The following is a 19,794-nucleotide window of genomic DNA, read 5'->3' as shown; positions in this document are numbered from 1 at the left end:
CTCGCTACTCCCCATTCGCTATTCGCCAGCGCGCGCGCTCTTGAATTCCTTGCTGGCCTTGTCGAGCACGAACAGCGAGCCCTCGGAGACGCCGAAATAGGCGCCGTGGAGCTGCAAATCACCGGCCTCGACGCGGCTGCGCACGAATGGGAAGGTCATCAGGTTCTCGAGGCTGCGGAACACCGCGGCCTTCTCGATCCGGGTGACGAAGTCCTGGAAACTCTCATGCGTGCGCTGTTCGACGACCTCGCCGGGCTTGATGAACATCGACATCCAGCGGCCGATGAAGTCGCCCGGGGACAGCGGCGCCGCCTTGTCGACGAAGGCGCGGATGCCGCCGCACTGGGCGTGGCCCAGGATGACGATGTGCTTCACCTTCAGCACGGTGACGGCATATTCCAGCGCCGCCGACACGCCGTGCGCGTTGGCGTCCGGCTGATAGATCGGCACCAGGTTGGCGATGTTGCGCAGCACGAACAATTCGCCGGGGCCGACGTCGAAGATCACCTCGGGCGAGACGCGCGAGTCGCAGCAGCCGATCACCATCACTTCGGGCGACTGGCCGCGCTCCGAGAGCTCGAGGTAACGGCTCTGTTCGGTCGGCAGGCGTTGGGTGGCGAAGGCGCGATAGCCTTCGAGCAGGCGTTGCGGAAACGAGATCATGGGCCTTGCCTAAACACATGCGGCTTCCGGGAACAAGCCTTTCGGGCCGGCCCCCGAAATGGTATCGCGGGCCGCGTCGATAAACCAAGGGAAACGCCGAAATGATCCGCCCGCGCCGCAGTCTCCTGTTCATGCCCGGCTCCAATGCGCGCGCGCTGGAGAAGGGGCGGAACCTGCCGGCCGACGGGCTGATCCTCGATCTCGAGGATTCGGTGGCGCCGGACGCCAAGGCCGCCGCCCGCGACCAGATCGCCAAGGCGGTGGCGGCCGACGGCTACGGCAAGCGGGAACTGCTGATCCGGATCAACAGCCTGGATACGACGTGGTGGCGCGACGACGTCGCCATGGCCGGACAGGCGGCGACCGACGGCATCCTCGTTCCCAAGGTGTCGACCGTCGAGGACCTTCGCCTGGTCACGGATCGCTTGGCCGAGGTCGGCGCCGATCCCGCGCTGAAGGTATGGGCGATGATCGAGACGGCGCGTGCCGTGCTCGATGCCGATCTGCTCGCGGCCACCGTGCACGAGGAAGGCTCGCGGCTCGCCGGCTTCGTGTTCGGACCCAACGACATCTCGCGCGAGACTCGCATCCGGATGCTGCCGGGCCGCTCCACGATGCTGCCGATGATCAGCCACTGCATCCTGGCGACGCGCGCCCATGGGCTGGAGATTCTGGACGGGCCTTACAGCGATTTCGCCAACACCGACGGATTCGCGCAGGAATGCATCCAGGCCCGCGATCTCGGCTTCGACGGCAAGACGCTGATCCATCCCGGCCAGATCGACGCCTGCAACGCGATCTTCACGCCGCCGGCCGACGAGGTCGCTGCGGCACGCAAGATCATCGCTGCGTTCGAGCTGCCGGAGAATGCCTCGCGCGGCGCGATCCAGATCGACGGCCGCATGGTCGAGCGGCTGCATGCCGAGATGGCGCGACGCACGATCGCGATCGCCGATGCGATCGCGGCGGTGGCGAAGTGAGGCGTCAGGTGCGGCGGAGACTGAGGATGTAGTTGACGAGGTCGCCGCGCTGCTCGGCCGTCAGAATGACGTTCGGCATCGTCGGGTGGCTGCTCTGCAGGAACACCTTGAGCGATAGCTCGGTCGTCGACGGCATGTTGGCGACCGCGACGAAATCGGGGGCGGTCGTGGTTTGGGCTCTCGCCCCGCTGGTGTCGATGGCGTGGCAGTTGCTGCACCAGGCCTCCGCCAGTTTGCGTCCCGCCTGCACGCTGTCGGCGGCCGGCGTCACGCCGCCGGCATTGTGCAGCCGGATCAGCAGCATCGCGCCGAGCGCGAGCAGGATCGCGGCGCCGACATGGAGCCAGGTGTTGCGGTGCAGATTCGGCAGGCTCATCGCATTGCTCCGCTGGGTGGGAGGGAGGCGGCGATCAGTGCTTGACCGCGGCGCTGCCCAGGCGGTCGATGGTCGGGGCGTTGAGGCAGTATTCCTCGTAGTGCTCGGCACTCGTCCCGGCGGCAAGATCGCGATGGCAGCGCGGCTTGTCCTTGCACATGGCGCAGACGCGCTCCATGTCGCGCAGCACCAGCGGCTCGGCGCGCCCCAGCGCGGCCTCGTCGATGCCGAGCGCCTTCAGCATCTGCGGCAACTCGTCGGCGGCGTGCTCGCCATGGCGGACCAGCTCGTCGAGATCCGCCGGCGTGACCTGGAGGTCCATCGCGATACGCTCGAAATCGTCACGGTCGAGCTGCCGGATCTCGCTCAGCTCACGCCGGTGCCGGAGCCATTGCGCGAACGTATCGATCAGGAACTGAACCCGCGGATAAGGCTTGGCGTCTACGGTCATGACACGTCTCCGATGATTGTTCGCAATCAATCACCGGGTGGACGCGCGGACGTTGCGGTAGATCAAGCAGCAAATCGGTCCTGCGCCGGCCGCAAAGCTGCGTGGCGAAAGGTCAGCGCGGGGCAAATCGTGCGGCCGCCCAGGCATAGAGGCTGCCCGGGATCGGCGCTTCGCCGCCGCGGCCCTTCGGCGAGATGTGCAGGCCGATGACACCCGGATCGCCGATCAGGCCGGAGAAGTCGGAAGGGTCGAAGAACGCCTTCGGCTCGGCATGCACCGCGTAGAAGCTGCGCTTCGGCAGCGCATGGTGCAGCGAGCCATGGCGGCGGGCCAGCGCCGTCAGCGCGGCAGGGCCGAAGATGGCGACGCGGATGTCCGAGAGGCGGTCGGAGCCGCCGCGCAGGCGGCGCAGCGCAAAGGTGAGGCGGTGACGCAGCGAAAGCCAGTTCGGCGTCAGCGCGTCCTGCGCCATCAGCGCGGCGAACTCGGCGACGATCGGATCCTCCGGCGGCAGGTAGAGCACGGAGTTGCCGAGCTGCCGCGGCCGCTCCCAGGCGAAATAGGGCACGGCGGGGTCGATCTCGACCGGCCTGAGCAGCAGCACGTCGGCATCGAGCCAGAGGCCGGCCCGCTGTGCCATCAGCCGCATCCGGAAGAAGTCGCTGAACTGCAAGGTGGTCCAATCGCGCCAGCCGCCGTCCGGCTGCGGCGGCCTGAGACGCTCGGAGAACGCATAAGGCAGGACCGCCTCGGCCTCGGCATTGCCGACGCCGTCGGGCAGGCCGGGCAGCGGATCGAAGCTGTAGACCGTGACCTTGTGGCCGGCGGCGAGCTGCGAGCGCAGGCAGGTCTGGCGCAGGCGGTCGAGCGGCCCCCGCCAGAAGGTGACGACCTCGGGCAATACGCGCGTCAACGGCGGACCTGCTGGGCTGCTCTCGAAACAGGGCCCTGGACGAGGTCCGGGGCCCGCGAACTCACCATCCTTCGGCGGGCCTCAGGCCCAGGCGCGCTCGGCCAGCTTGGCCTCGTAGCTGTCGATCGACGCCTTCTTCTCCAGCGTCAGCCCGATGTCGTCGAGCCCGTTGAGCAGGCAATGCTTGCGGAACGGGTCGATGTCGAACTTGACGGTGCCGCCGTCGGGGCCGCGGATCTCCTGGTTGGCGAGATCGACCGTCAAGGTCGCGTTGGCGCCGCGCTCGGCGTCGTCAAACAGCTTGTCGAGGTCGGCCTGCGACACGCGGATCGGCAGAATGCCGTTCTTGAAGCAGTTATTGTAGAAGATGTCGCCGAACGAGGTCGAGATCACGCAGCGGATGCCGAAGTCGAGCAGCGCCCAGGGCGCGTGCTCACGGCTCGAGCCGCAGCCGAAATTGTCGCCGGCGACGAGGATCTTGGCGTTGCGATAGGCCGGCTGGTTGAGCACGAAATCCGGGTTCTCGCTGCCGTCGTCCTTGTAGCGCTGCTCCGAGAACAGGCCCTTGCCGAGGCCAGTGCGCTTGATGGTCTTCAGGTACTGCTTGGGGATGATCATGTCGGTGTCGACATTGATGATCTTCAGCGGCGCGGCGACGCCTTCCAGCGTGGTGAACTTGTCCATCGGGGCACCTTCGAGAATACGGGCAGGCCGCTGTTTAGCCCGAACGGCAGGGCGGATAAAGTCAAAATCCCGGTGCTATCGGCCGGCTCGTCAGTCGACGGACGCCTCGATTGCCTCCATGTCGTCGTCGGACATTCCGAAATGATGGCCGATCTCGTGGATCAGGACATGGCGGACGATGTGGCCGAGGCTCTCGTCGTGCTCGGCCCAGTAGTCGAGGATCGGTCGGCGATAGAGCCAGATCATGTTGGGCAGGCGCGGCAGGTCGTCGTTGCTGCGAAACGGCAGTCCCGTGCCCTGGAACAGGCCGAGCAGGTCGAACTCGCTTTCGCACTGCATCTCGTCGAGCACCTCCTCGGTCGGAAAGTCGTCGACCCGGATGATGACGCCCTCGCACATCCTGCGAAAATGCTCGGGCAGACGCTCGAACATCTCGTGCGCCATGACTTCCATGTCGGCGAGCGAGGGGGCTTTCAGATCTGTCCACATTGCCGCCTTCTAGCCCGGCTTTGATCATCTTGCATCTTGGTTCTATGACATGTGTGGCGGAGCTGGTTGACGCAGGGGATGAAACCGGCGACCGTGACGCGCAAACTGGGGGTTGGGGGACAGATGAGGCAGATGTCGATGGTGCTGGCCGGAGCGGCGCTGGCTGCGGCGGTCGTGGTCTCGATCTCGGCAACAGCGCAAGCGGAGCAACCCGCCGGCGCGCGCGGCGCCGTGCAGGGTGAGGTGAGCACGGATCTCTCCGCACAGCGCCGGCAACGACGAATCCAGATCTATCCGCGCTACGAGGGTCATTGGCAGCCCGACGTGGTGCCGCGCTTCAACCCGGGTCGGAACGCAGTTCGTATATGCGACGCCACCTATGTTCCGGAGCATCGGCCGAGCGGCACCGTGATCGTCCCGCATATGAGTTGCGTCTGGCGACGCGGCTGACTCCTGGGTCCCGCGCACTGATCGGCTCGGCAAGCGCGCACGCGATCCGGTCGCGATCGCGACGTTGCCTGATGTTACCGGCCGGACACAGTGCCGATATGTCGCGTACTGCGGCGGAACCATGCGCGACATATCGGCATTCTGCTCCTGCGCAGGTCTTCATGTCCCATTCACGTCGCTCGTTCGAGACTGGTCTGCGTCGCGCTGCTGCGGCCGCCCTTCAGGCAACTGACAAGGCGGAAGGTACGGTGCCGGACGTGATGTCAGGCGATCGAGGGAGAAGTTCATGACTGTGATGAAGCTGTTGGGCATCGCGGCGGTTGGCGCCGTTCTCGCGATGGCTGCCCCCGCCGAACGCGCGCAGGCGCTGTCGCTGATCAATCCGGGCGCTGCGACCGCGGTGCAGCAGGGCACGGCGCAGGAGACCACGCAGGCGCATTGGCATGGCCGCCGCCATTGGCATCCCCGGCGCCACTACTATCCTCGGCATTACTACCATCCGCGTCATCACTGGCGGCCGCATCACTACGGATATCGCCATCACGGCCGCTGGTAAGCCGCGCCTTCCATCCGATCGAGACAATGACCGAAATCAAACAGGCCCGCTTTGCGGGCCTGTACGTTGATGGGGGCTGGCAACGAGGTTCGCCATGAAACCATCAGTCAACAGAACCTGGCTCGGGATCAGCGTTGTCACGGTGGCGATGCTGCTCGCAAGTTCCGCCGCCACCGCTCCTGTGGCCGCAGCTCCAGCCGTTACGCAGGCGCGTCAGACCGTAACGGATGCTGGCCCGCGTCGGCAGGGCCGCCGATCGAAGCCCGTGGTGTCGACGGCAGAGGTGCCGCGCTATCTCGACCGTCCCACGGATTACACGCCGGCCTATCCGCCGGGGCCATTGGTTCTAGTCACGCCGTTCTACCATTGAGGCCATGTCGGCGAGGCGCGCTGCGTTTCCTGCGTGTCGTTAGTTGCGAAGTCCCCGCACGAGCAGCACGTGAGCCGTTGCGTCGGCATCCGTGATCCTGAGTTGCAGGACGACTTAGAGGCTTACTTGCATCCCCTCTGCCGCGACGCCACGCCGCAGATGCGCGTGCACCGTGCATCACTGACGTGCATCATTCATGCCGCATTCACGTCGCTATCTCTACGTTCATGTTGGGGGTGCGCCAATCCACCGATCGGACGACCAGCATCGGCGCTGCATGGGTCCATCGTTGCACAGCATTCAGGGAGAAGGGACCATGATGAGGATGAAGGACCAGCGCGCTGGTCTTGCTCGTCGCCTCAGTCTTGCGGCGGCTACACTGTTTGTCTTGGCGGGCGCGTCCGGACGGCCTGCGCTTGCGATGTCGCCGGTGAGTCCCGGTGCCGGCTCCGCCACGCAGACGCCTTCGGACGTATTGACCGTTCAGGTCCGAGGCCCCGGCGGCCATGGCGGCGGTGGTGGCGGGCATCCCGGCGGTGGTGGATTCCGCGGCGGTCCGGCGTTCCACGGCGGAGGCGGCGGCCCGGCGTTCCATGGCGGCGGCGCCATGTTCAGGGGCGGCGGCAGCCCCGCGTTTCATGGGGGAGGACATGCCTTCGGCGGTGGTGGCCCGCGTCCTGTCTTCCACGGTGGCGGCCCCGCATTCCATGGCGGCGGCTATCATCATCGTCCGTACTACGCCTACCGGCCGTACTTCCACCATCACCGCCGGCACTTCTACGGCTATCGCAGCTACTACGCGCCGGTCTATACCTCGGGCTACTACTATCCCTATCGCCGCTGCCGCGTCGTCTGGACCCACTACGGGCCGCGCCGCATCTGCCACTATCGGCATTGGCGAGGTCATCACTGGCGCCATTATCACCGGTGGCATCATCGCCACCGCCACCATTGGCGCTACTACTGACGGGACTTGAAGTTCGACAAAACAGGAAGGGCGCCCAACGGCGTCCTTCTCTCATTTCAAGGGGATGGAGTGGGGCGCGGCGGTCAGAGCCAATTCTTGAACTGCCAATTCCTCACACTCAGCTTCCAAGGCACCAGCGTCTCCAGGCGCCATTTGGCAAAGCGGCCGGGCGGCCAGTTCGACAACCGCCGCTCCTCCTTCGGAGCCTCGGGCTGGGCAATGATCTTGGCGGGCGGTGTCTTGCGGCGTTGGCGCGTCGCATCACGGATGAGGTCGACGTATTCCGGCTTGTCGGCCATGTCAGGCTCCTCGGCACGTTCCTCTGCAGACGCAGCGCGTCCGGCGGTAGGATTGTGCGCGACGAGACTTAAGAAGCCCTTGCCGAACTGTGTCGACGTTGAGGTGAAATGAAAAACGCGATGGCTTGGGTGAAGCCATCGCGTTCGTTTGTAGACCGGCCGCCGTGCCGGATGTGAAGCAGCGAGATGACGTCAGCGCCAGTCGCGTACGTCGACGAAGTGTCCTGCGATTGCGGCCGCCGCGGCCATCGCGGGCGACACTAGGTGGGTGCGGCCCTTGAAGCCCTGGCGTCCCTCGAAGTTGCGGTTCGAGGTCGAGGCGCAGCGCTCTTCTGGCGCCAGCTTGTCCGGGTTCATGGCGAGGCACATCGAGCAGCCCGGCTCGCGCCATTCGAAGCCGGCCTTGATGAAGATCTTGTCGAGGCCCTCGGCTTCCGCCTGCTCCTTGACGATGCCCGAGCCCGGAACGACCATCGCGTTGACGTGGCCGCTGACGGTCTTGCCTTCGGCGATCTTGGCTGCGGCGCGCAGATCCTCGATGCGACCGTTGGTGCACGAGCCGATGAAGACGCGGTCGAGCTTGATGTCGGTGATCTTCGTGCCCGCGGTCAGGCCCATGTATTTCAACGCGCGATGCTTGGAGATGCGCTTGGCCTCGTCTGCGATCTTGTCCGGATCGGGCACCACGCCGGTCACCGAGATCACGTCCTCGGGCGAGGTGCCCCAGGTCACGATCGGCGGCAGCTTGGCGGCGTCGAGCCGGAGCTCGTGGTCGAAATGCGCGCCCTCGTCGGAGCGCAGCGTCTCCCAGTAGCGCATCGCCGCATCCCAGGCGGCGCCCTTCGGCGCCTTGGGACGGCCGCGCAGGAAGTCGAACGCCTTCTGGTCGGGCGCCACAAGGCCAGCACGGGCGCCGCCCTCGATCGACATGTTGCACACGGTCATGCGGCCTTCCATCGACAGCGCGCGGATCGCCTCGCCGGCATATTCCAGCACGTAGCCGGTGCCGCCGGCGGTGCCGATCTCGCCGATGATGGCGAGGATGATGTCCTTCCCCGTCACGCCGTCCGGCAGCACGCCGTCGACCGTGACGCGCATGTTCTTCGCTTTCTTCTGGATCAGCGTCTGTGTCGCCAGCACGTGCTCGACCTCGGAGGTGCCGATGCCGTGCGCCAGCGCACCGAACGCGCCATGCGTCGAGGTGTGGCTGTCACCGCAGACGATGGTGGTGCCGGGCAGGGTGAAGCCCTGCTCCGGGCCGATCACGTGGACGATGCCCTGGCGGCGGTCGAACTCGTTGTAATATTCGATGCCGAATTCCTTGGCGTTCTCGGCCAGCGTCTTGATCTGCTCGATGCTCTCCGGATCCGGATTCGGCTTGGAGCGGTCGGTGGTCGGCACGTTGTGATCGACCACGGCCAGCGTCTTCTCAGGCGCGTGCACCTTGCGGCCGGTCATGCGCAGGCCTTCGAAGGCCTGCGGCGAGGTCACTTCATGGACCAGATGGCGGTCGATGTAGAGCAGGCAGGTGCCGTCCTCGGCTTCGTGGACCAGATGGTCGTTCCAGATCTTGTCGTACAGGGTGGTCGGCTTCGACATGAGCGAATGCTCCCGGGAATTGAAGGTTGGAAACTGAGCGCGTGCCGGGCACGCGTGAACAATCAGCAATGAGGCGCTGCGGCTTACAGCGCGCGCCTAAGCTCAGATGTTGCCGAGGTGGCGAAGCGTCCGAAGAACCGCCCGGGCAGCCGGCGGCGATCGTCGATGACGACGCGGCGACAGGCCATGCTGGTGCGATCTAGAACCATTTCAGGGGGTATATAGCACGCGTGCCGTGGAGTGCGAGATGCGTTTGCGCCCGCCGTCATTGCGAGGAGCGAAGCGACGAAGCAATCCAGGGGCCGGGGCAAGGACTCTGGATTGCTTCGCTTCGCTCGCAATGACGGCAGCGCAAAAACAGAAAAGCGCGGGGCCAGCCCGCGCTCTTCGTCAATCCAATGAAAGCAACGCCTACTCGTTGACGGCGGTCTGCTGCCGGTCCTGCTTCTCGACGATGCGGGCCGACTTGCCGCGCAGCTGGCGCAGGTAATACAGCTTGGCGCGACGCACCTTGCCGCGGCGCACGACCTTGATCGAATCGATCATCGGGGAGAGGATCGGGAACACGCGCTCCACGCCCTCGCCATAGGAGATCTTGCGCACGGTGAAGCTCTCGTTGATGCCGCCGCCGGACCGGCCGATGCAGACGCCCTCATAGGCCTGCACGCGCGTGCGCTCGCCTTCGACCACCTTCACGTTGACGATCACGGTGTCGCCCGGGCCGAACTCCGGAATGGTCTTGTTGGCGGACAGCTTGTCGAACTGCTCTTTTTCGAGCTGCTGAATCAGGTTCACGGGTAAATCTCCATCGGCGGCGCGCCCAGCCGGGTCACGCGGGGGCTGCGCTTGTTCCTGCCGTCACTTGCGGAATTGGGCGCTCCTATAAGCCAAAGCGCGAGGCTTGTCACCCGTCTGTCGTGCTTTTTGGCTCTTTTTGGCCGGTCCCTCTTTGTTCTCGGCCGTCGCGCCCCTGCCATTCGGCCCACAAATCCGGCCTTCGCGCTTCAGTCAGCGCCTCGGCCTGGGCGCGGCGCCAAGCGGCGACCTTGGCGTGGTCACCCGAGGTGAGCACATCCGGAATGGTCCGGCCTTCGAATAGTTGGGGCCGGGTGTATTGCGGGTATTCAAGTAGGCCATCGGAAAAACTCTCGTCGGTGCCCGATTCGAGCTTGCCCATCACGCCCGGAAGCAGCCGGACGCAGGCGTCGATCAGCACCAGGGCGGCGATCTCGCCGCCCGACAGCACGTAGTCGCCGATCGAGACCTCGGTCAGCGAGCGGGCATCGATGACGCGCTGGTCGACGCCTTCGAAGCGACCGCAGACGATCAGCGGGCCCGGACCGGCCGCGAGCTCGCGGACGAAGGCCTGGGTCAACGGCCGGCCACGCGGGCTCATCAGCAGCTTCGGCCGCTCCGGATCGATCGCCGCCGCGTCGATCGCGGCTGCCAGCACGTCCGCGCGCAGCACCATGCCGGGGCCACCGCCGGCCGGCGTGTCATCGACGCTACGGTGCTTGTCGGTGGCGGAGGCCCTGATGTCGCGCGCCTCCAACGACCAGATGCCGGAGGCCAGCGCGCGGCCGGCCAGGCTGACGCCGAGCGGCCCGGGAAACATCTCCGGGAACAGCGTCAGCACGGTGGCGCGCCAAGGTGCGACTGGGGATGGGGGCGAAGTCGTCATGATGCTCTGTGTTAAGGTACCCAGGTTGCGAGATCGAGCCCTGGATGCATTGCCGGCTCTTGCGACCTCGACACCGGTGTCGTCCCGGACAAGCGTGACGCGCGTCAGCGCGTCGCGGCGCCGATTCGGGACCCATACCGCGTGATGTCGAAACGAGGCATGCGGCCAGTCCCGCGCAAGCCAATCAGCTGCGGTGGCTATGGGTCCCCGCTTTCGCGGGGACGACGAGCGGAGGGTGCGGCGGCAGCGTCATCTTCAGCGGAAGCCGGTTCATCCGCGGCTTCATCCTCGCCCTCGATCTCCGCCGGCAGCTCGATGATCACGCGGCCGCCGGCAAGATCGACCGTCGGCACCACGGCATTGGTGAACGGCAGCAGCAACGTGCTGCCCGAGGGCGGGGCGATCTCGATGATGTCGCCGGCGCCGAAATTATGGATGGCGAGCACGCGGCCGAGCTGCGCGCCGTCAGCGGTCTCCGCGGCGAGGCCGATCAGGTCGGCGTGGTAGTATTCGTCGTCAGCCGTCTCGGGCAGGCGGTCTCTGGGCACGTAGAGCTCGAGCCCGTTGAGGCGTTCGGCCGCATTGCGGTCGGTGACGCCCTTGATGGCTGCGACCAGATGGTCCTTGGCCTCGCGCGCCTTCGCGACCTCGAACGAACGGCTGCCGTCCTTGGTCGTGAGCGGGCCGTAATGCAGCACGGCCAGCGGATCCTCGGTGAAGGTCCATAAGCGAACCTCGCCGCGCACGCCATGCGCGGCGCCGATTCTGGCGACACAGATGAGCTTGGACATCAGCGTGCCTCGTCCTTCGAGACGCGCTCGAACGCGCGCTCCTCAGGAGGAGGAGCCAGTTCCTCATGCAAGGGAGCACGGCGCAAGCCGTGCATCTGGAAGCATGAGGCCGCGCTCGTCAACGACCTTAGCCCTTGGCGGCGGCTTCGGCCTGCGCCTTGCGCTCCTTGCGCGGCACGGCCTTGATCGGGTTCTGGCGGGCTTCGCGCTTCTTGACGCCGGCGGCGTCGAGGAAGCGGGCGACGCGGTCGGACGGCTGCGCGCCCTTGGCGAGCCAGCCCTTCACCTTCTCCATGTCCAGCTTGAGGCGTGCCTCGTTGTCCTTCGGCATCAGCGGATTGAAGTAGCCGAGACGTTCGATGAAGCGGCCGTCACGCGGGAAGCGCGAGTCGGCGACGACGACGTGATAGACCGGGCGCTTCTTGGTGCCGGCACGGGCGAGACGGATGACGACGGACATGTAGGTTCTCCTGAGTGTCTTCTGATGAGTTGATGTCAGCTAAGCCGTCATTCCGGGGCACCGCGAAGCGGTGAGCCCGGAATCCATAACCACGATCGTGCGTATGGATTCCGGGCTCGCGCTGCGCGCGCCCCGGAATGACGAATGGAAAGAGGAGCGGATGATCCTCATTATTTCTTCTTCCCCGGAGGAAGGCCGAGGCCCGGCAGAGTCGGCTTGCCGCTGAGACCGGTGAGGCCGGGGAGGTTCGGTAGGCCGCCGCGCAGGCCGGCGGGCAGATCCTTCGGCAAATTCGGCAGTCCGCCGGGCATGCCACCCGGCATTTTTTCCGCAAGCGCCTTGAGCTGATCCGGCGAGGGCATGCCGCCACCGCCGCCAAAACCCATCGCCTGGGCGATGCCGGCCAGCGGGCCGCGCTTGCCTGAGCCCATGGCCTTCATCACGTCGGCCATGTTCCGGTGCATCTTGAGCAGCTTGTTGACGTGCTCGACGCTCTGGCCGGAGCCGGCCGCGATGCGCTTCTTGCGGCTGGCCTTGAGCAGGTCGGGATGCTTGCGCTCCTCGCGCGTCATCGAATCGATGATCGCGACCTGGCGCTTTAGGATCTTGTCGTCGATGCCGGCGGCCGCGATCTGGTTCTTCATCTTCGAGATGCCGGGCATCATGCCCATCAGCCCGCCGATGCCGCCCATCTGCGCCATCTGCTGCAGTTGCTCGCGCATGTCGTTGAGGTCGAACTGGCCCTTGCGCATCCGCTCGGCGGTGCGTGCGGCCTTCTCGGCGTCGATGTTCGCCGCGGCCTTCTCGACCAGCGAGACGATGTCGCCCATGCCGAGGATGCGGCCGGCGATGCGCGAGGGATAGAAGTCTTCGAGCGCGTCGGTCTTTTCGCCGGTGCCGAGCAGCTTGATCGGCTTGCCGGTGACCGCGCGCATCGACAGCGCCGCACCGCCGCGTCCGTCGCCGTCGATACGGGTCAGCGCGATGCCGGTGAGGCCGACGCGCTGGTCGAAGGCGCGGGCGAGATTGACGGCGTCCTGGCCGGTCAGCGAATCCGCGACCAGCAGCACCTCGTGCGGGTTGGCGACCGCCTTGATCTCGGCGGCCTCCTTCATCATGTCCTCGTCCAGCGTGGTGCGGCCGGCGGTGTCGAGCAGCACCACGTCGTAGCCGCCGAGCTTGGCGGCCTCGATGGCGCGGCGTGCGATCTGCGGCGGCATCTGGCCGGCCACGATCGGCAGCGTCGGGATGTCCAGGTCGCGGCCGAGCACCGCGAGCTGCTCCATGGCGGCCGGACGGTAGACGTCGAGCGAGGCCATCAGCACCTTGCGCTTGTCGCGCTGGACCATGCGGCGCGCGAGCTTGGCGGTGGTGGTCGTCTTGCCGGAGCCCTGCAGGCCGACCATCATGATCGGCACCGGCGGCACGGCGTTGAGGTCGATGGTCTGGCCGTCGTCGCCGAGCGTCTTGACCAGCTCGTCATGGACGATCTTGACGACCATCTGGCCGGGGGTGACCGACTTGACGACGGTGGCGCCGATCGCCTGCTCGCGCACGCGCTCGGTGAAGCTGCGGACAACCTCCAGCGCGACGTCGGCCTCGAGCAGCGCCCGGCGGACTTCGCGCATCGCGGCGTCGACATCGGCTTCCGAGAGCGAACCACGCCCCGTCAGCCGATCGAGAATGCCGCCAAGCCTTTCCGACAGATTGTCGAACAATGCCGTTATCCTTTGCCCTTGCGGGCGCTCGCTTCATTGCCGCCCGTCATCGCCGCTTGCTGCGGCCCATGACGACCATATAGACCTCGGCCCGTCGGCCGAAACCGTCAGTCCAAACACGTTTGCGCCCGAGGGCGCACAGCGCTGTCGGGCGGTGACCTCCGGCCTCCAGGGCCGGGCGGTGGCTCGAAAAGACGAAACTTTCCGAAATTCGGCCGGGTTAAACCCTCAGCAGCCGCAAAAGTCAAGGAAACTTGCTTCTCGCCGTCCCGTTGCCGGACCCTGTGGGGGCGCTTACCTCTTGCGCCAGTTCAGCTTTCCCTTGCGAGGACGACCTTGCTGCGCCGTTCCAGGACCTATTCCGGCCCCGTCACCGACCATTTCGACGGCAAGCGCTTCTACGATCCCGACGGCGTTCCGCCCAAATCCCTGTCCCAGGTGCTGCGCTGGCAGTTCGACCGCAACCGCAAGCGTTCCCGCTGGCCGTCCTGGGCGGCGAGCCCGCACGCCGACACGCCGCCGCACCGGATCGACGGCGAGACAGTGCGGCTGTCCTTCATCGGCCACGCCAGCTGGCTGATCCAGACCGGCGGGCTCAACATCCTGGTCGATCCTGTCTGGTCGGAGCGGGTGTCGCCATTCGCGTTCGCCGGTCCCCGGCGGCACAATGATCCCGGCATCGCCTTTGAGGGGCTGCCGCATATCGACGTCGTGCTGGTGTCGCATGGGCATTACGATCATCTCGACATCCGGACGTTGTCGAAGCTGACCGCGCGATTTTCGCCGCGGGTCGTCACGCCGCTGGGCAACGACCTTACGATGATCGACGCTGACTCCAAGATCCGCGCCGAGGCCTATGACTGGCACGATCGCGTGACGCTGAACGAGGAGGTCGCCGTGACCCTGGTGCCGACGCGGCACTGGACGGCGCGCGGCCTGTTCGACCGCAACAAGGCGCTGTGGGCGAGCTTCGTGCTGGAGACGCCGCGCGGCAGGGTCTACATCGTCTGCGATTCCGGTTACGGCACGGGCAAGCATTTCCGCCGCGTGGCGGAGCAGCACGCGCCGATCAGGCTCGCGATCCTGCCGATCGGCGCCTACGAGCCGCGCTGGTTCATGCGCGACCAGCACATGAACCCCGAGGATGCCGTGCAGGCGCTGCAGGATTGCGGCGCGGAGGCCGCGCTGGCGCATCACCACGGCACGTTCCAACTGACGGACGAGGCGATCGACGCGCCAGTGCGCGCCCTGCACGCCGCGCTCGACCAGGCCGGCATCCCGCGCGAGCGGTTTGGTGTGCTCAAGCCAGGACAGGTGGTGGAGATCTAAGCAGGCCGCCGCCACAAAACAGATGTCGTCCTGGCCTTGAGCCGGGACCCATAAACACCGAATTCAATGTTGTGAAGGCTGGCAGCTCCATCTCGCGCGACAATTACCGCCGCGGAGTATGGGTCCCGGCTCAAGGCCGGGACGACACCGAGTTTGTAGCTACGTTGTCGGCTGCCACGACGCACAATGCGCCGCGCGGGCGTGAGGCCGCCTTACTGCCCCGGCTTGATCGCCCAGGTCACGTTGACCGTGATCGACAGCGTCTCCTCGCCCTGCGCCACCGGTGTCGGCGTCGCGGCCATCGGTGCGGCAAAGGTCTTGGCGCGGAACACCGGGGCGGGCGCGCCATCCTCGGAGATGCTGAGCGGCTGACCCAGCGTCACGCCGGCGGCCTTGGCATAGATCTCGGCCTTGCGGCGGGCGTCTGCGACGGCCTTCTCGCGCGCCTGGTCGAGCAGCTTGGATGGCTCGGCGACGCTGAAATAGATGTTGCCGGCATCGTTGGCGCCGGCCGCGACCAGCGTATCGATCACGCTGGCGACCTTGGCGACGTCGCGCAGCTTGATGGTGACGCGATTGCTGGCGCGATAGCCGGTCACCGCCGGCTGGGCCGGCCGGTTCTGCGCATATTGCGGCTGCAGCGACAGCCGCGAGGTCTGATAGTCCTTGTCGGCGATCCCGGCCGCCTTCAGCGCCTGCAGCACCTTGGCCATGGCGGCGTTGTTGGCCTCGGCGGCCTCGCGCGCGGTCTTGGCGTCGGATGCCACGCCGGCGTCGATCTGCGCCAGATCCGGCGGCGCCGACACGCTGGCTTCGCCGCTGACGGTGATCGCCGGCGTGTCCTGCCGGGCGATGTCATCCGCGAGGGCGGGCATTGCGAAGCTGGTCGCGAGCGCGACCGCGAGGATGGGTCTGATGATCATGGTGCTCACTTCAGCGGCACGTAGACGTTGATGACGAGCTTGTCCTCGGCCGTCTTCAAGGGGTCGGTCAGGTACTCCTCGATGAAGGTGTCCTTGGCCTCCAGCCGGCGCTCGTCGAGGTGGTTGGTGATCGCCTCGTAGGTGTTGTCCATGTTGTCGTAGGAGCCGCGATGGACGAACTTCAGCGCCTTGCCCTCGGGCGACTGGCCGATGCTCATCCCCTTGCCGAGCGTCTTCGGCTCCTGCTCGACCGGCATCTCGGCCAGGAAGGTGAAGCCGGTGTCGTCGGTCGAGGTGTAGACGATCATGCCGTTGCCGGCGGGCTTGATGCCCTGCTTGTCCAGCGTGGCCGACAGCGATTTGAAGGAGTCGATCAGCGTGTCGAACGCATTGTCCCAATTCGCGGTGCCCTTGACGAGGACGACCTTCTTCGCCTCGAGCTTGATCTCGTCGCCGAAGGCGTCGGCCGCCTGGGCCGGCGCCGCGGCCTGCGGCGGCGTCGTGGCCGGGGACTGGGCCGCGGTCGGAGATGACGACGGCGAGGGGCTCGCGCTGGCGGCCGGCGTCGGGCTGGTCGCGGGCGCCGGACTGGCCGACGCGGCAGGCGCAGGAGAGGCCGGCGCCACCGGCGCCGGTAGCGCGCTCGGGGCCGGTGCGGGCGTGGCTGAGGCCGCCGGAGCCGGCGAGGCCGACGGCGCCTGGGCCCGGGCGAACGTGCCGCCGAGCAGGAGCGCGACCGAGCTCACGGCCAGAACGAGGCGGAAAGTGCTGAGATTCATTCGACTATTCTCCAGTGGCCGTGCTGCTTTGCCCGGTTCGTGCCGGCGAATGAACCGGTCCTAACATGCTCGGCGGCGCGGCGTCCCATGACAGATGCGTCATGTCGCTCTGCAGGCTGGTCAATGCCGCGCCATTCGCCATATAAGGCGGACACAATTTGGATATTTTCATGAGCGCGCTGGCCAACCACAGCTTCGTCAAGATGAACGGGATCGGCAACGAGATCGTCGTGGTCGATCTGCGCGACGTGAAGCATGTCGTCACGCCGGACGAGGCGCGGGCGGTGGCATCCCGGGTGCCCTACGATCAGCTGATGGTGCTGCAGCCGCCGCGGCTCGACGGCACCGAAGCGTTCATCCGCATCTACAACAATGATGGATCGGAGTCCGGCGCCTGCGGCAACGGCATGCGCTGCGTGGTGCGCCAGGTGTTCGGCAAGACCGGCCAGACCAGTGCGACGTTCGAGACCCGCGCCGGGTTGTTGAACTGCTGGCAGGGGCCGGCGCCCGACCTCTACACTGTCGATATGGGCGCGCCGAAGTTCGGCTGGCAGGACATTCCTCTCGCCGAGGAGTTCCGCGACACCCGCTACATCGAGCTGCAGATCGGGCCGATCGATGCGCCGATCCTGCATTCGCCCTCGGTCGTCAACATGGGCAACCCGCACGCGGTGTTCTGGGTGGACGACGTCAATGCCTATGATCTGGAGCGCTTCGGGCCGCTGCTGGAGAACCATCCGATTTTCCCGGAGCGTGCGAACATCACACTCGCCCACATCGTCGATCGCGACCACATCACGATGCGCACCTGGGAGCGCGGCGCGGGGCTGACCAAGGCCTGCGGTTCGGCGGCCTGTGCGACAGCGGTCGCGGCCGTCAGGCTGAAGCGTGCCAACCGGATCGTGCAGATGAGGCTGCCCGGCGGCGAGCTCACGATCGAGTGGCGCGAGCGCGACGATCACGTGCTGATGACGGGCACCGCGACGTTCGAGTTCGAGGGACGGTTCGAGCCGTCGATGTTCGCCAGCGTCGCATGAGCGTCGACGTCGTTACCTTCGGCTGCCGCCTCAACGCGTTCGAATCCGAGCTGATCGCGAAACATGCCGAGGCGGCCGGTGCCGACGACACCATCGTCATCAACAGCTGTGCCGTCACCAACGAGGCGGTGGCGCAGGCCCGGCAGTCGATCCGCAAATTGAAGCGCGAGCGCCCCGCGGCGCGCATCGTTGTGACCGGCTGCGCCGCGCAGACGCAGGCCGGCATGTTCGCCGCCATGCCCGAGGTCGACCGCGTCATCGGCAATGACGATAAGCTGCGGCCCGATGCGTGGCGTGCGACCACACGGGCGCTGGCGGTGCCACGGTTCGGCGTCGATGCGTCCGAGAAGGTGGCCGTCTCCGACATCATGGCGGTGATGGAGATGGCGCCGCATCTGGTCGACGGCTTCCAGCGCGGCCTGCCGCGCGTGTTCGTGCAGGTGCAGAACGGCTGCGATCATCGCTGCACCTTCTGCATCATCCCGTTCGGTCGCGGCAATTCGCGCTCGGTGCCGATGGGCGCTGTGGTGGATCAAATCCGCGCGCTGGCCGATCGTGGCCATGCCGAGATCGTACTCACCGGCGTCGACCTGACGAGCTATGGCGCCGGCCTGCCCGGCACGCCGAAGCTCGGCCGGCTTGTGAAGCAGATCCTCCGCCACGTGCCGGAGTTGAGACGCCTGCGCATCTCCTCGATCGATTCGATCGAGGCCGATGCCGACCTGCTCGATGCGCTCGCGGATGATGCCAGGCTGATGCCGCATCTGCATCTGTCGCTGCAGGCGGGTGACGATCTGATCCTGAAGCGCATGAAGCGGCGGCATGCGCGCGCCGATGCCATCGCATTCTGTGCTCAGGTGCGCCGGCTGCGGCCGGACATCGCGCTTGGCGCCGATCTGATCGCGGGATTTCCGACCGAGACCGAGGAGATGTTCGCGCGCTCGCTCGATCTCGTCGAGGAATGCGGGCTAACCTTCCTGCACGTCTTTCCCTATTCGCCGCGGCCGGGCACGCCGGCCGGTCGCATGCCGCAGGTGGATGGCGCCGTCATCCGCGATCGCGCGCGGCGATTGCGGGCGGTGGGCGAGGCGGCGTTACGCCTGCGGTTGGAGCAGGAGATCGGCTGTCAGCGTGAGGTGCTGATCGAGAGTGAGACCCAGGGACGGACGGAGCATTATCTGCCGGTCGCCACGACCACTGCGTTGCCAGGCACCGTGCAGAGGCTCACGATCACGGGGCATCATGGGGCCCGGCTGTTAGTCCAGAATTCCGTCATGCCCGGGCTTGACCCGGGCATCCACGCTGTCCCCAAGAACTAAGACGTGGATGGCCGGGACTTCGCCCGGCCATGACGGTGCGGAAAGAGATGGGCTCACTCCCCGTTCCACCCGCACATCCTCAGCCGCTCATGCATGTGAACCGGCGCCGGCGCCACCACGTGTACCGGTGGCTTGTTTTTCGACAGCGGAATCGAAATCTCGCGTGCGTGCAGATGCAGCCGCGGCTCGCCGAAGCGCGGGCCGTTGCCATAGATGTTGTCACCGACGATCGGCCATCCCGACGCTGCCGAATGCACGCGCAGTTGATGCGTGCGGCCGGTGACCGGTTCCATCGCCAGCCAAGTGAGTCGCGGACTGCGATTGGAGTGCACCGACTCTCCCTCTCCGGTTGGCAGCTGCGCTCCGTCCCTCCTTGTGGGGGAGGGTTGGGGAGGGGGGTGGCTCCAAGCGACACTGCCCGTGGGGACCCCCACCCCCGACCCCTCCCCGCAAGGGGGAGGGGAGTCGTTGCCACGAGTGGGAGGGGAGTTCAGGGATAGACTGGCAAGAGAGTACGACCTCCCCAGCACCCGCCATTTCGTCACCGCTGGCTGCCCGTTCGGATCCGGCTTCTGCCACCAGCCGCGCTCGGCGTTCAGCTTGCCGAGCGGGAGCTCGATCACGCCCTCGTCAGCGTCAGGTCCGCCCTCGACGACGGCCCAATAGGTCTTCGAAATCTTGCCATGCTTGAACAAAAGCCCGAGCGACGCCGTTGCCTTGCGATGACGGCCGAGCACCAGACAGCCCGAGGTTTCCTTGTCCAGCCGATGCGCCAGCACCGGCGGGCGCGGCAGGCCGAAGCGCAGCGCGTCGAAGGAGGCTTCGAGGTTCGGTCCGCCCTTCGGTCCCTTGTGCACGGGAATGCCGGCCGGCTTGTCGATCACCAGCATCAGCCCGTCGCGGTGGAGCACGCGGGCGAGCATTTCCTCGTCGGTGGGTTGGTTAATGTCCATGGAAACC

24 protein-coding genes are annotated in these 19,794 nt (G+C 66.4%); 8 read left to right on the top strand and 16 right to left on the bottom strand.

The window, feature by feature from the left end:
- Positions 1 to 18: 18 nt before the first annotated feature.
- Entirely contained in the window at positions 19 to 663 is a 645-nt protein-coding gene (locus tag QX041_RS31635; RefSeq protein WP_315715887.1) for a carbonic anhydrase, read from the bottom strand.
- Between the two features lie 101 nt (positions 664 to 764).
- Between QX041_RS31635 and QX041_RS31630 the strand changes: the two genes are divergently transcribed.
- Positions 765 to 1,643: a CoA ester lyase gene (locus QX041_RS31630; RefSeq protein WP_315715888.1), complete on the top strand. Its 879-nt coding sequence runs from the start codon at positions 765 to 767 to the stop codon at positions 1,641 to 1,643.
- Between the two features lie 4 nt (positions 1,644 to 1,647).
- Here the strand turns inward: QX041_RS31630 and QX041_RS31625 are convergent, their stop codons facing one another.
- The 5 genes from QX041_RS31625 to QX041_RS31605 form a co-directional block, all read right to left on the bottom strand.
- Positions 1,648 to 2,019, bottom strand: a complete 372-nt coding sequence (locus QX041_RS31625) for a cytochrome c (RefSeq protein WP_316167782.1) — start codon at positions 2,017 to 2,019, stop codon at positions 1,648 to 1,650.
- Between the two features lie 34 nt (positions 2,020 to 2,053).
- A complete protein-coding gene (locus tag QX041_RS31620) occupies positions 2,054 to 2,470 on the bottom strand; it encodes a DUF6455 family protein (protein WP_315715890.1) in 417 nt (138 codons plus the stop codon).
- A 112-nt stretch (positions 2,471 to 2,582) separates the two neighbouring features.
- Positions 2,583 to 3,383: a hypothetical protein gene (locus QX041_RS31615; protein WP_315715891.1), complete on the bottom strand. Its 801-nt coding sequence runs from the start codon at positions 3,381 to 3,383 to the stop codon at positions 2,583 to 2,585.
- 81 nt (positions 3,384 to 3,464) lie between these two features.
- Complete coding sequence (gene leuD / locus QX041_RS31610; protein WP_315715892.1) at positions 3,465 to 4,067, bottom strand: 3-isopropylmalate dehydratase small subunit; 603 nt, start codon at positions 4,065 to 4,067, stop codon at positions 3,465 to 3,467.
- 90 nt (positions 4,068 to 4,157) lie between these two features.
- Positions 4,158 to 4,556: a metallopeptidase family protein gene (locus QX041_RS31605; RefSeq protein WP_315750608.1), complete on the bottom strand. Its 399-nt coding sequence runs from the start codon at positions 4,554 to 4,556 to the stop codon at positions 4,158 to 4,160.
- Between the two features lie 141 nt (positions 4,557 to 4,697).
- On the opposite strand from QX041_RS31605, the gene QX041_RS31600 reads away from it, so the two are divergent.
- From QX041_RS31600 to QX041_RS31585, 4 genes are all read left to right on the top strand, one after another.
- Positions 4,698 to 5,006: a hypothetical protein gene (locus tag QX041_RS31600; RefSeq protein ID WP_316167820.1), complete on the top strand. Its 309-nt coding sequence runs from the start codon at positions 4,698 to 4,700 to the stop codon at positions 5,004 to 5,006.
- Positions 5,007 to 5,292: 286 nt separating this feature from the next.
- Positions 5,293 to 5,562: a hypothetical protein gene (locus QX041_RS31595; protein ID WP_315715894.1), complete on the top strand. Its 270-nt coding sequence runs from the start codon at positions 5,293 to 5,295 to the stop codon at positions 5,560 to 5,562.
- A 94-nt stretch (positions 5,563 to 5,656) separates the two neighbouring features.
- Positions 5,657 to 5,932 carry a hypothetical protein gene (locus QX041_RS31590; RefSeq protein WP_316167781.1) on the top strand — a complete coding sequence of 92 codons (276 nt, stop codon included), beginning with the start codon at positions 5,657 to 5,659 and terminating at the stop codon, positions 5,930 to 5,932.
- A gap of 316 nt (positions 5,933 to 6,248) precedes the next feature.
- Positions 6,249 to 6,899 carry a hypothetical protein gene (locus QX041_RS31585; protein WP_315750611.1) on the top strand — a complete coding sequence of 217 codons (651 nt, stop codon included), beginning with the start codon at positions 6,249 to 6,251 and terminating at the stop codon, positions 6,897 to 6,899.
- A gap of 83 nt (positions 6,900 to 6,982) precedes the next feature.
- On the opposite strand, the gene QX041_RS31580 is transcribed toward QX041_RS31585, so the two are convergent.
- The 7 genes from QX041_RS31580 to ffh form a co-directional block, all read right to left on the bottom strand.
- Positions 6,983 to 7,198 (bottom strand): hypothetical protein, encoded by a 216-nt coding sequence (locus QX041_RS31580; RefSeq protein ID WP_315750612.1) that lies wholly within the window; start codon positions 7,196 to 7,198, stop codon positions 6,983 to 6,985.
- Between the two features lie 192 nt (positions 7,199 to 7,390).
- Entirely contained in the window at positions 7,391 to 8,797 is a 1,407-nt protein-coding gene (leuC, locus tag QX041_RS31575) for a 3-isopropylmalate dehydratase large subunit (RefSeq protein ID WP_315750613.1), read from the bottom strand.
- A 411-nt stretch (positions 8,798 to 9,208) separates the two neighbouring features.
- A complete protein-coding gene (rplS, locus tag QX041_RS31570; RefSeq protein ID WP_015663536.1) occupies positions 9,209 to 9,592 on the bottom strand; it encodes a 50S ribosomal protein L19 in 384 nt (127 codons plus the stop codon).
- Between the two features lie 109 nt (positions 9,593 to 9,701).
- Entirely contained in the window at positions 9,702 to 10,478 is a 777-nt protein-coding gene (trmD, locus tag QX041_RS31565) for a tRNA (guanosine(37)-N1)-methyltransferase TrmD (protein ID WP_315750614.1), read from the bottom strand.
- A 197-nt stretch (positions 10,479 to 10,675) separates the two neighbouring features.
- Positions 10,676 to 11,269, bottom strand: a complete 594-nt coding sequence (gene rimM, locus QX041_RS31560) for a ribosome maturation factor RimM (RefSeq protein WP_315715902.1) — start codon at positions 11,267 to 11,269, stop codon at positions 10,676 to 10,678.
- 127 nt (positions 11,270 to 11,396) lie between these two features.
- Entirely contained in the window at positions 11,397 to 11,729 is a 333-nt protein-coding gene (gene rpsP / locus QX041_RS31555; RefSeq protein WP_008964221.1) for a 30S ribosomal protein S16, read from the bottom strand.
- Positions 11,730 to 11,899: 170 nt separating this feature from the next.
- Positions 11,900 to 13,447, bottom strand: a complete 1,548-nt coding sequence (gene ffh / locus QX041_RS31550; protein ID WP_316167780.1) for a signal recognition particle protein — start codon at positions 13,445 to 13,447, stop codon at positions 11,900 to 11,902.
- A gap of 336 nt (positions 13,448 to 13,783) precedes the next feature.
- Between ffh and QX041_RS31545 the strand changes: the two genes are divergently transcribed.
- A complete protein-coding gene (locus tag QX041_RS31545) occupies positions 13,784 to 14,776 on the top strand; it encodes an MBL fold metallo-hydrolase (protein ID WP_315750616.1) in 993 nt (330 codons plus the stop codon).
- Positions 14,777 to 14,988: 212 nt separating this feature from the next.
- Here the strand turns inward: QX041_RS31545 and QX041_RS31540 are convergent, their stop codons facing one another.
- Positions 14,989 to 15,699: an SIMPL domain-containing protein gene (locus QX041_RS31540; protein ID WP_316167779.1), complete on the bottom strand. Its 711-nt coding sequence runs from the start codon at positions 15,697 to 15,699 to the stop codon at positions 14,989 to 14,991.
- Between the two features lie 5 nt (positions 15,700 to 15,704).
- Entirely contained in the window at positions 15,705 to 16,478 is a 774-nt protein-coding gene (locus QX041_RS31535) for a GyrI-like domain-containing protein (protein WP_315715906.1), read from the bottom strand.
- A gap of 170 nt (positions 16,479 to 16,648) precedes the next feature.
- On the opposite strand from QX041_RS31535, the gene dapF reads away from it, so the two are divergent.
- Positions 16,649 to 17,515 (top strand): diaminopimelate epimerase, encoded by an 867-nt coding sequence (dapF, locus tag QX041_RS31530; RefSeq protein ID WP_316167777.1) that lies wholly within the window; start codon positions 16,649 to 16,651, stop codon positions 17,513 to 17,515.
- Positions 17,512 to 18,834 carry a tRNA (N(6)-L-threonylcarbamoyladenosine(37)-C(2))-methylthiotransferase MtaB gene (gene mtaB, locus QX041_RS31525; protein WP_316167776.1) on the top strand — a complete coding sequence of 441 codons (1,323 nt, stop codon included), beginning with the start codon at positions 17,512 to 17,514 and terminating at the stop codon, positions 18,832 to 18,834. Before dapF ends, mtaB begins: the two co-directional genes overlap by 4 nt.
- 53 nt (positions 18,835 to 18,887) lie before the next feature.
- On the opposite strand, the gene QX041_RS31520 is transcribed toward mtaB, so the two are convergent.
- Positions 18,888 to 19,787, bottom strand: coding sequence for an RNA pseudouridine synthase (locus QX041_RS31520; protein ID WP_316167775.1), 900 nt, complete (start codon positions 19,785 to 19,787; stop codon positions 18,888 to 18,890).
- Between the last annotated feature and the right edge of the window lie 7 nt (positions 19,788 to 19,794).

Origin of the sequence: Bradyrhizobium sp. SZCCHNRI2009 (genome assembly GCF_032485115.1) — a bacterium.
GTDB lineage: Bacteria > Pseudomonadota > Alphaproteobacteria > Rhizobiales > Xanthobacteraceae > Bradyrhizobium.
This window is presented reverse-complemented; position numbering and strand designations above follow the sequence as displayed.

Excerpts from the sequence above, each read along its gene's own strand:
- QX041_RS31540 (WP_316167779.1), bottom strand. The coding sequence starts at position 15,699 with ATGATCATCAGACCCATCCTCGCGGTCGCGCTCGCGACCAGCTTCGCA.
- QX041_RS31520 (WP_316167775.1), bottom strand. The coding sequence starts at position 19,787 with ATGGACATTAACCAACCCACCGACGAGGAAATGCTCGCCCGCGTGCTC.
- leuC (WP_315750613.1), bottom strand. The coding sequence starts at position 8,797 with ATGTCGAAGCCGACCACCCTGTACGACAAGATCTGGAACGACCATCTG.
- QX041_RS31535 (WP_315715906.1), bottom strand. The coding sequence starts at position 16,478 with ATGAATCTCAGCACTTTCCGCCTCGTTCTGGCCGTGAGCTCGGTCGCG.
- QX041_RS31585 (WP_315750611.1), top strand. The coding sequence starts at position 6,249 with ATGATGAGGATGAAGGACCAGCGCGCTGGTCTTGCTCGTCGCCTCAGT.
- dapF (WP_316167777.1), top strand. The coding sequence starts at position 16,649 with ATGAGCGCGCTGGCCAACCACAGCTTCGTCAAGATGAACGGGATCGGC.
- QX041_RS31620 (WP_315715890.1), bottom strand. The coding sequence starts at position 2,470 with ATGACCGTAGACGCCAAGCCTTATCCGCGGGTTCAGTTCCTGATCGAT.
- QX041_RS31635 (WP_315715887.1), bottom strand. The coding sequence starts at position 663 with ATGATCTCGTTTCCGCAACGCCTGCTCGAAGGCTATCGCGCCTTCGCC.
- mtaB (WP_316167776.1), top strand. The coding sequence starts at position 17,512 with ATGAGCGTCGACGTCGTTACCTTCGGCTGCCGCCTCAACGCGTTCGAA.
- QX041_RS31625 (WP_316167782.1), bottom strand. The coding sequence starts at position 2,019 with ATGAGCCTGCCGAATCTGCACCGCAACACCTGGCTCCATGTCGGCGCC.
- leuD (WP_315715892.1), bottom strand. The coding sequence starts at position 4,067 with ATGGACAAGTTCACCACGCTGGAAGGCGTCGCCGCGCCGCTGAAGATC.
- trmD (WP_315750614.1), bottom strand. The coding sequence starts at position 10,478 with ATGACGACTTCGCCCCCATCCCCAGTCGCACCTTGGCGCGCCACCGTG.
- QX041_RS31590 (WP_316167781.1), top strand. The coding sequence starts at position 5,657 with ATGAAACCATCAGTCAACAGAACCTGGCTCGGGATCAGCGTTGTCACG.
- QX041_RS31580 (WP_315750612.1), bottom strand. The coding sequence starts at position 7,198 with ATGGCCGACAAGCCGGAATACGTCGACCTCATCCGTGATGCGACGCGC.
- QX041_RS31595 (WP_315715894.1), top strand. The coding sequence starts at position 5,293 with ATGACTGTGATGAAGCTGTTGGGCATCGCGGCGGTTGGCGCCGTTCTC.
- rimM (WP_315715902.1), bottom strand. The coding sequence starts at position 11,269 with ATGTCCAAGCTCATCTGTGTCGCCAGAATCGGCGCCGCGCATGGCGTG.
- QX041_RS31630 (WP_315715888.1), top strand. The coding sequence starts at position 765 with ATGATCCGCCCGCGCCGCAGTCTCCTGTTCATGCCCGGCTCCAATGCG.
- QX041_RS31605 (WP_315750608.1), bottom strand. The coding sequence starts at position 4,556 with ATGTGGACAGATCTGAAAGCCCCCTCGCTCGCCGACATGGAAGTCATG.
- rpsP (WP_008964221.1), bottom strand. The coding sequence starts at position 11,729 with ATGTCCGTCGTCATCCGTCTCGCCCGTGCCGGCACCAAGAAGCGCCCG.